Source organism: Microbacterium sp., assembly GCF_036566905.1.
Classification (GTDB): Bacteria; Actinomycetota; Actinomycetes; order Actinomycetales; family Microbacteriaceae; genus Microbacterium.
In genome coordinates this window covers 1-8,536 of the sequence record NZ_DATCVK010000004.1, presented here as the reverse complement: position 1 = coordinate 8,536, position 8,536 = coordinate 1, and the positions used below count along the sequence as shown (strand labels likewise).

9 protein-coding genes are annotated in these 8,536 nt (G+C 72.1%); 7 read left to right on the top strand and 2 right to left on the bottom strand.

Annotated elements, in window-relative coordinates; all coding sequences use genetic code 11:
- The 6 genes from VIP82_RS00190 to VIP82_RS00165 all read left to right on the top strand — a co-directional run.
- Positions 1-474: ATP-binding cassette domain-containing protein (locus tag VIP82_RS00190; RefSeq protein ID WP_331905294.1), on the top strand; the 474-nt coding region annotated here is incomplete at its 5' end.
- 13 nt (positions 475-487) lie between these two features.
- Positions 488-1,351: a metal ABC transporter permease gene (locus VIP82_RS00185; protein WP_331905293.1), complete on the top strand. Its 864-nt coding sequence runs from the start codon at positions 488-490 to the stop codon at positions 1,349-1,351.
- A gap of 51 nt (positions 1,352-1,402) precedes the next feature.
- Positions 1,403-1,816 carry a Fur family transcriptional regulator gene (locus VIP82_RS00180; RefSeq protein ID WP_308866422.1) on the top strand — a complete coding sequence of 138 codons (414 nt, stop codon included), beginning with the start codon at positions 1,403-1,405 and terminating at the stop codon, positions 1,814-1,816.
- A 43-nt stretch (positions 1,817-1,859) separates the two neighbouring features.
- Positions 1,860-2,903, top strand: coding sequence for a permease (locus VIP82_RS00175; protein WP_414684598.1), 1,044 nt, complete (start codon positions 1,860-1,862; stop codon positions 2,901-2,903).
- Positions 2,896-3,753 (top strand): TIGR03943 family putative permease subunit, encoded by an 858-nt coding sequence (locus VIP82_RS00170; RefSeq protein WP_331905292.1) that lies wholly within the window; start codon positions 2,896-2,898, stop codon positions 3,751-3,753. Before VIP82_RS00175 ends, VIP82_RS00170 begins: the two co-directional genes overlap by 8 nt.
- A gap of 52 nt (positions 3,754-3,805) precedes the next feature.
- The gene (locus VIP82_RS00165) at positions 3,806-5,176 is read left to right on the top strand and encodes a hypothetical protein (RefSeq protein ID WP_331905291.1); all 1,371 of its coding nucleotides are present in this window, start codon (positions 3,806-3,808) and stop codon (positions 5,174-5,176) included.
- A 15-nt stretch (positions 5,177-5,191) separates the two neighbouring features.
- Here the strand turns inward: VIP82_RS00165 and VIP82_RS00160 are convergent, their stop codons facing one another.
- The gene (locus tag VIP82_RS00160) at positions 5,192-6,823 is read right to left on the bottom strand and encodes an MFS transporter (RefSeq protein ID WP_331905290.1); all 1,632 of its coding nucleotides are present in this window, start codon (positions 6,821-6,823) and stop codon (positions 5,192-5,194) included.
- A gap of 74 nt (positions 6,824-6,897) precedes the next feature.
- Between VIP82_RS00160 and VIP82_RS00155 the strand changes: the two genes are divergently transcribed.
- Positions 6,898-7,575, top strand: a complete 678-nt coding sequence (locus VIP82_RS00155; RefSeq protein ID WP_331905289.1) for a DNA-3-methyladenine glycosylase — start codon at positions 6,898-6,900, stop codon at positions 7,573-7,575.
- On the opposite strand, the gene VIP82_RS00150 is transcribed toward VIP82_RS00155, so the two are convergent.
- Positions 7,559-8,536, bottom strand: a 978-nt coding sequence (locus VIP82_RS00150; RefSeq protein ID WP_414684597.1) for an SCO7613 C-terminal domain-containing membrane protein, incomplete at its 5' end; no start/stop codon positions are given. The genes VIP82_RS00155 and VIP82_RS00150 overlap by 17 nt on opposite strands.

Sequence of the window (8,536 nt, the reverse complement as noted above, 5' to 3'; positions counted from 1 at the left end):
CGCGGCGATCGCGCCCGCGTCGACGCCCTCATCGACGCCGTCGGTGCGCGCGGGTTCGCCGACCGGCCGGTCGGGCAGCTGTCGGGTGGCGAGCAGCAGCGCCTGCGGGCCGGCCAGGCGCTCGCCGACGATCCGCCGCTGCTGCTGTGCGACGAGCCGCTCACGAGCCTCGACCTCGCGAACCAGCAGGCCGTCATCGGCCTCATCGACCGGCACCGCCGGGAGAAGGACGCCGCGGTCGTGCTCGTGACGCACGACATCAACCCGCTCCTGGGCAAGGTCGACCGCATCCTGTACATCGCGAACGGCCGCTTCACGCTGGGGACGCCGCAGGAGGTGCTGCGCTCCGACGTGCTCACCGCGCTCTACGGCGCGCACGTCTTCGTACTGCGTGCCGGCGACCGGCTCGTGGTGGTCGGCGCACCCGACGCCGAGGCGTCGCACCATCACCACGAGGGCCCGGTGCACGAATGAGCGGAGGCGCCGCGTGAACTGGAACGACATCGCGGACGCGATGTTCGGCGGCCTGCCCTACTACGGCGAGATCCTCGCCCTGGTGTCGAACTCGGTGTGGGCGGGAGCGGTGCTGGGCCTCGTCGGCGGGCTGGTGGGCGTGTTCGTCATCCAGCGCGACATGGCGTTCGCCGTCCACGGCATCAGCGAGCTGTCGTTCGCCGGCGCCGCGGCGGCGCTCCTCATCGGCTGGGACGTCGTGACCGGATCCATCGTCGGCTCGCTCATCGCCGCCGCGATCATCGGCGTGCTGGGTGCGAAGGCCCGCGATCGCAACTCGATCATCGGCGTGCTGATGCCGTTCGGGCTGGGTCTCGGCATCCTGTTCCTCTCGCTCTACGACGGGCGCAGCGCCAACCGGTTCAGCCTGCTCACGGGACAGATCGTGTCGGTGCAGACCGGGCAGCTCGGGTGGCTGATCGGCATCGGCGCCGTGGTGCTGGTGGGCGTGCTGCTCATCTGGCGTCCGCTGCGGTTCGACTCGCTCGACCCGCAGTCGGCGGCGGCGCGCGGCGTGCCGACCACGGCGGTCTCGCTCGCGTTCATGCTGCTGCTCGGGCTCATCGTGGCCGTCGCCGTGCACATCATCGGCGCGCTGCTGGTGATGGCGCTCCTCGTCACCCCCGCCGCCGCGGCCGTGCGGATCGCCTCGGGCCCGCTGTCGGTGCCCCTGCTGTCGGCGCTGTTCGGCTTCGTGTCGGCGGTCGGCGGCATCCTGCTCGCGATCATGGGCACGCTCCCGGTGAGCCCGTACATCACGACCATCTCGTTCGCGATCTACGTGGTGTGCCGGGTGATCGGCGCTCGCCGCGACCGCGTGACGAGGGTGACCGCGTGATCGCGGGAGGCGCCCGGCCGACGTCCAGGACCCGTCGGTAGACTCGCCGCCATGGTCCAGCGCAACACCTGGCAGCGCGAACGCGTGCGCGAAGCGCTCTCCGACGCCCGGGGCTTCGTGAGCGCCCAGTCGCTGCACGCCACGCTGCGCGACGAGAACACCGGCATCGGGCTGGCGACCGTGTACCGCACCCTCGCCGGGCTCGCCGCCCAGGGCGACGCCGATTCGCTGCAGAGCCCCGAGGGCGAGGCGCTCTACCGCGCGTGCACGAGCACCGGCCACCACCACCATCTGATCTGCCGCTCCTGCGGGCTGACCGTCGAGATCGAGGCGACCGACGTCGAGCAGTGGGCCAAGCGCACGGCCGAGCGCCATGGATTCCGCGACGCCGAGCACGTCGTCGACATCTTCGGGCTCTGCGGAAGCTGCGCCGCAGCCCGGGACGCCGAGCGTGACGCGAACTGACCCCGCCCTTCGACGAGCTCAGGGACCGGCAGCGCGGGGATCGGTGACCGAGCCCGGCGACGGGCACCGCCACCGCTCGCCGGGTTCCGCCCCCGGGCCGTCCGCACAGGCGCGCGCCGCGCTGTGGCTGGGCGTGGGGCTGGCCCTCGTCGCGGGCCTCTTCCTCATCGACTGGCTCGCGCCGACGCTGTTCCCGGCATCCCTCCCGACCCGCGCACAGGACGGGCTGACCCTCGCCATCAGCGTGCTCATCGAGTCGCTGCCCTTCGTGGCGCTGGGCGTGGTGCTGTCGATCGTCGTGCAGGTGTGGGTGCCCCCGGGCGTCATCGAGCGATGGATGCCGCGCCGTGCGTGGGCGCGCCGTGCGGTGCTGTCGCTCCTGGGCATGATCGTGCCGGTGTGCGAGTGCGGCAACGTGCCGTTCGCGCGCGGCCTGCTGATGCGCGGGTTCTCGGTGCCCGAGACGCTGACGTTCCTGATCGCGGCGCCGATCGTGAATCCCATCGTGATCCTGACGACACACCAGGCGTTCGGGTTCAACGACGGCATCCTCGTCGCCCGCATCCTCGGCGGGTACGCGATCGCGAACCTGATCGGATGGCTGTATTCGCGGCATCCGTCTCCGGACGCCCTCCTCACCGACCGCTTCCGCGACACGTGCGAGCTCGTGGTGCACGAGCCCGGCGGCAAGTGGCGGCGCACGCTGGCGCAGTTCGTGATCGAGCTGCGCGCGGTCATGCCGGCGCTCATCATCGGCTCGGCGCTCGCCGGGGCGGTGCAGGTGCTCATCCCGCGCGACGCGCTGCTCGCGATCGGCTCCAACCCCGCGCTGTCGATCGTCGCGATGATGGCCCTCGCGATGGTGGTCTCGATCTGCTCGAACGTCGACGCGTTCTTCGCGCTGTCGTTCGCCTCGACGTTCACCCCGGGGTCGATCGTCGCGTTCCTGCTGGTCGGGCCGCTCGTCGACGTCAAGATGCTGGCTCTCATGCGGACGACCTTCACGTGGCGCACCCTCGGCGGCATCGTCGTCGTGGTGCTGCTGTCGGCGTTCGCGATCGGGACGGCGGTGAACCTCCTTGCGTAACGCCGGATTCGTCGGCACGCGGTGGCTCGGAGTCGGGCTGGCCGCAGCCCTCGCCGTGGTCACCCTGTCGCTCGCGCTCACCGATCGGCTCGGGCTGTACATCAACCCCGACTCCGCCTGGTTCGCGGTGTCGATGGCCGTGCTCGTGCTCGTCGGCGCCGTGGCGTCGTTCGCGCTGCCACTGGGGGCCGAGGCCGACCACGGCCATGACCACGGTTCCGCGGAGGCTCCGGGCGTTTCGACTCGCTCCGCTCGCTCGACCACCGGAGGTCCGGTCGTTGAGCGAGCGAGGAACGAGCGAGACGAAACGCTCGAGCCGACGCACGAGCACGAGCACGACGCCCGGCATCCGGCGGCGATCGCGGCCACCGTGCTGGGCGGGGTCGCGGCCTCGGGGGTGGTCGTACTGACGCTCGTGCTGCCGCCGGCGTCGCTGTCGGCCGAGCTCGCGATGTCGCGCGACGTGGGCGCGACTCCGCTGTTCGGCGGCGCCGACACCGTGCAGCTCGCCTCGACCGGCGACACCGCGTCGTTCGGGGTCGGCGACTGGGCGACCGTGTTCGCGACGGCGACCAACCCCGACGCGTTCGACGGCGACACGGTCGAGCTCACCGGTTTCGTCACTCCGGGCGACGACGGCGCCTTCGACCTGACGCGCCTGATCATCACGCACTGCGTGATCGACGCGCAGCCCGCCAGCCTGCCGATCGTAGGCGCGGCGCCGTCACCCGACACCGGGCAGTGGGTGACCATCACCGGCACGGTCCGCTCGTCGTCGGACGGGCGTCTCGTGGTCGACGCGGCCGACATCGCGGAGATCAGCGAGCCCGAGGACCCGTATGAGTACTGACGCGAGAACGCGGCGCACGCGTTCCCGGCGTCGTCGAGGCCGCGCCTTCGTCGTGACTTTCGGCGTCGTGGTGGGCCTGCTCGCGGTGCTCGGCCTCGCCGGTGCTGCCGCGAGCGTCGCGCAGGGACCCCGGGTCACCGACGCGTACGTGGATCCCGCAGCCGCGGCGGCGGCATCCGGGTCTCGTCTCATCGTGACGACCACCCAGTCGCTCGCCGAGATCGACGCGTCGCAGGTGACGATCACCCCCGCGACGCCATTCGCCGTCGACACGTCGGGCCGCAGCGTCGGCGTGCGGTTCACCCTGCCGCTCTGGGACGACACCGAGTACACCGTCACCATCGACGGGGTCGCCTCGCTCGGCGGCGGACCGACCGCGACGATCTCCGAGAGCTTCCGCACGCCGCCGGCCGAGGTGTTCCTCCTGCAGCGCGGCACGAACGACGGCGACCTGATCTATCGCACCGACCTCGCCGGCCAGAACGCCGTGCCGGTGTTCCGGCATCCGCACATCGAGGACTTCCGCGCCACCGGCGCGCATCTTGTGGTCTCGGTGCGCACCGACGACGACAAGGCCGGGCTCATCGTCACCGACCTCGACGGCGAGCACGCGCACGAGCTGCCGCTGCCGGTCGAAGACGGTGGCGACGGCTACGTGTCGAACCTCCAGAGCGCCGACCGGGGCGAACGCATCGGCTACACCTTCTCGGACGCCCATCTCGACGCCGACTCCGGCCGCGAGAGCCGCCTGTTCACGGCCTCGCTCGCAGATCCTGATGCCGACCCCGTGGCGATCGAGATCGAGGGCGCCGACCCCCGCGTGGCGGAGTGGCGCTTCGTGCCCGACACCGACAGCATCCTGCTCCTGTCGTTCGACGGCTCGCTGATGCTGACCGGATCGGATGCCGCCGCCGGCGCCCCGACGGCGCTCGGCGCGGCGATGACCATCGAGGGCATCGCGCGCGGATCGAGCGAGGCCGTCGTCGACCGGGTCGACCAGGCCTCTGTCATCGACCTCACCGACGCGAGCGAGCAGCAGCTCGTGACCCCCGACGTCGACCTCGGCGGCACGAGCTCGGTGACGCCGCTCCCCGACGGCTCGACGATCCGGACGGCGGCGGTGCTCGACGGCGACGGCATGCCGACCGGGCGCACGTCCGTCGCGCGCGTGGGCGCGGACGGTGCGACGACCATGCTCACCGAGATCGGCGAGACGGATGCCGTGATCCAGGTCTGCGTGTCGCCCAGCGCACGCTACGTCGCGCTGCTGGTGGCGCCGGATGCCGTCTCGAACGCGTACGACACCTACCAGCTGCCGCTTCCCGCCCGGCCCGAGACGCGCATCCTCCAGGCCTCCGACGGCGAACCCGTCGTCGCCCTCAACGGCGCAGCGATCTCGTGGTGCCAGGTGCCGCCCCGCTGACGCCGTTCGACGAGCTCAGGGACCGGGCGGGCCGGATGCCGCCTCCTTCGGCGCGGCCGGCACGGGGATCCTCGACGGCAGCCCGGTCGACAGCAGCAGCCCGAGCACGGTCAGCGCGAACACGAAGAACAGCGACTGGCGCAGCGACTCGACCTGCGTGTCGGCGTAGAGCCGCGCGATCTCGGCCGCGGCGTCGGGGCCGGCTCCGGCATCCGTCAAGAGATCCTCGGCCTGCTGCTCGGAGATGATGGGCGCGCCCTTCGACGCGCTGGCCACCACCTGTTCGCGCACGTCGTCGGGGAGCGTCGTGCTCTGCTGCACCGCCCCGGTGAACCCCGAGGTCAGCAGCAGGATGAAGACGGATCCGACGATCGCCGTGCCGAACGACGAGCCGAGGTTCTGGAACGTGCCCTGCAGACCGCCGACCTCGGACGTGTCGGACTGCTCCACCGCCGACATGTTGACGTTGCCCAGCTGCGAGGCGAGCAGCCCGAAGCCGGCGCCGACCACGAACATGCCGGTTGCGAACAGCCAGTCGGCGAGCTCCGGCTGCACGGCGACGAACACGAGCAGTACGCCGACGCCGAGGGTGAGCTGTCCGATGCGGCCGAGGTTCCGGGCGGAACGGACGGTCGACAGCCGCGACCCGAGCACCGAGAACAGAATGAGCCCGAGCGACAGCGGCAGGATCTTCAGGCCCGTCTGCAGGGCATCGAAGCCGAGGATCGTCTGCAGGTACACCGGGATGACGAAGAACAGGGCGGCGATCGCGAAGTACTGCGCCATGAACATCGTGAGGCCGCTGCGCAGCGCCGGGATGCGGAGCAGGCTGACCTTGAGGAGCGGCACCCGGCCGGTGCGCTCGAGCTGCTGCTGGCGTCTCACGAACAGCCAGAGCACGACGATCGACAGCAGGATCATGTACGCGACGGGCGAGATGCCGAGCGGGGCGAACGGCTCGCCGTTGATCACGGGAGGGTCCAGCGGCACGAACCAGCCCCACGTCTTGCTCTGCAGGATGCCGTAGACGAGGAGCGAGAGCCCGAGGGCCGACAGCACGACGCTCAGCAGATCGATGCGCAGCGTGCGGTCGCCGGGCACGTCCTTGATGCGCCCCGAGACGATCAGCACGAGCGTCATCACGATCGCCTCGGCGACGAAGACGTAGCGCCACGACGAGTACGTGGTCACGAGCCCGCCGATGAGGGGACCGGCCGCCGCGGCACCGCCCGTGACAGCGCCGAGCACCGCGAACGCGACGACACGCGCGCGGCCCTCGTAGTTGATCGCCGCGAGGGCGGCGATGGCCGGGATCACGAGCACCGCGCCGAGGCCCTCGACGAGCGACCACCCGATCATGAGGACGGTGAGGTTGGGGCTCAGCGCGGTCGTCAGCGAGCCGATTCCGTAGATGACGGATCCGATCCGGAACGCGAGACTGCGCCCCCAGCGGTCGCCGAGCTTGCCACCGGTGAGCATGAACGCAGCCATGGTGAGCGCGTAGAAGGTGATGGCGGCCTGCATGCCCGAGATGTCGGTGCCGAGGTCGGACGCGACGGTCGAGATCGAGACGTTCATCACCGTGCTGTCGAGCACCATGATGAACTGCGAGACGCTCAGCAGGACGAGTGCGAACCAGTTCCCCATGCGCGAACAGTACTGCCCGCGGCGACCGCGGCGACATCGCCGGCGCTTCGACCCGCGGACGTAGACTCGGCGACATGGTGCGGGACCTCTGGCGAGCGGCGACCCGCGCCGACCTGCAGGGGCTTCCGGCCGACGTCGCGCCGAGCCTGCTCGGCGCCCGGCTCACGACCGTGGTCGAGGGCGAGACCGTGGTGGTGCGGCTCACCGAGGTCGAGGCGTACCACGGCCGTGGCACGGGCACGGTGCCCGATCCCGGGTCGCACGCCCGCATGGGGCCGACGCCGCGCAACGCCACCATGTGGGGCGAGCCCGGGCACCTGTACGTCTACCTCAGCCACGGCATCCACTCGTGCGTCAACGTGGTGTGCGGTCCCGACGGGATCGCCGGCGGAGTGCTGCTGCGCGCGGCTCAGGTGATGGAGGGGACGGATGCCGCCACCCGCCGTCGTCCGGCGGCCCGCACCCCGCGCGACCTCGCGCGCGGACCCGGCCGGCTGGGCGATGCCGTGGGGCTCCGGCATCCCGTGCACGACGGCATCGACGCGGTCACGGGAGCGCCTCACCACGGCGCGACCGCCCGCCTCGAGCTGCTCGCGGAGCCGCTGGCCGAGGTGGCGTCGGGCCCCCGCGTCGGCGTGGCGGGGGCCGCCGGCACCGCCCAGTTCCCCTGGCGGTACTGGATCCCCGGTGACCCGACGGTGTCGCCGTTCCGGTGGGGGCGCGGCGCGCGCGAGGTCAGCGAAGCGATGTGACGGCGGTGATGGCCGCCCGCAGCTGCTGCACCCGGCGCTCGTAGCGCGCTGCGATGAAGATCAGCACGGCGCCGCCGATCCCGAGCCACAGCCACCACGGCACCGCGACGTACGACGTCGAGATCCACGGCCACAGCTGTGCGATCCCGTGCACGAGCACCACGGCCGAGCCCAGCACGAGCGGGGCCTGCAGCGCGAAGACCGCGCCGACGACCACCAGGCCGATGGCCACGACGCCCAGCCCGACGATCCGCCACAGCTCGGCCTCGCCGAAGAAGTCGTAGAGCAGCGACGGCAGCAGGAGCAGCGCGAGCCACGGACCGAGCGCGGGCCAGGTGCGCGCCTCCGGCCGGCGCAGCAGGGTGCGGGCACCGTAGGCGATGCCGCCGAGGGCCGCCGGCACCGTCACGAGCTCCACCGGGTCGACCCCGAAGGCGAAGAACGCCAGCACGCCGAAGACGGCGGCGGTCAGGGCTGCGATGACGGCGGGCGCGGCGCCCAGCCGGCCACGCCAGACGGCGCCGACGTACGCGGCCGCGGTCAGGATCGTCATGGTGGTCGCCGTCCGCACCTCGTCCAGGCCGGTGCCCGTCGCGAGCAGGATCAGCTCGGCCGCTCCGACGAGCACCGTGGCGACGGCGAGGCCGGTGGCCACGGTGACGTCCACGCGCCTCGACGTCGTGGCGCGCATCGCGGCGATGGCGACCGCCACCGCGATCCCGGCTGCGGCGATCACCCACAGGTCCGCTTCGAAGCCCGGATCGCCGGCGACCGCGAGGAACCGGACGCCGCAGCCGATGGCCGCGACGACGAGCCCGCCGACGGCGAGGACCGCGCCCAGGGCCGCCCATCGCCGGAGTCCGAGGACGGAGGCACCCGCCACGGCGGCCCCGCCGGCGATCGCCACGGTCACCGCGACCGCCGCCGGGTCGTCGCCGGCGCGCAGCAGGGTGGTCGTGGC

What these genes read in the sequence shown, in the direction of transcription:
- VIP82_RS00160 (WP_331905290.1), bottom strand. Translation starts at nt 6,823, where the DNA reads ATGGGGAACTGGTTCGCACTCGTCCTGCTGAGCGTCTCGCAGTTCATC.
- VIP82_RS00180 (WP_308866422.1), top strand. Translation starts at nt 1,403, where the DNA reads ATGGTCCAGCGCAACACCTGGCAGCGCGAACGCGTGCGCGAAGCGCTC.
- VIP82_RS00155 (WP_331905289.1), top strand. Translation starts at nt 6,898, where the DNA reads ATGGTGCGGGACCTCTGGCGAGCGGCGACCCGCGCCGACCTGCAGGGG.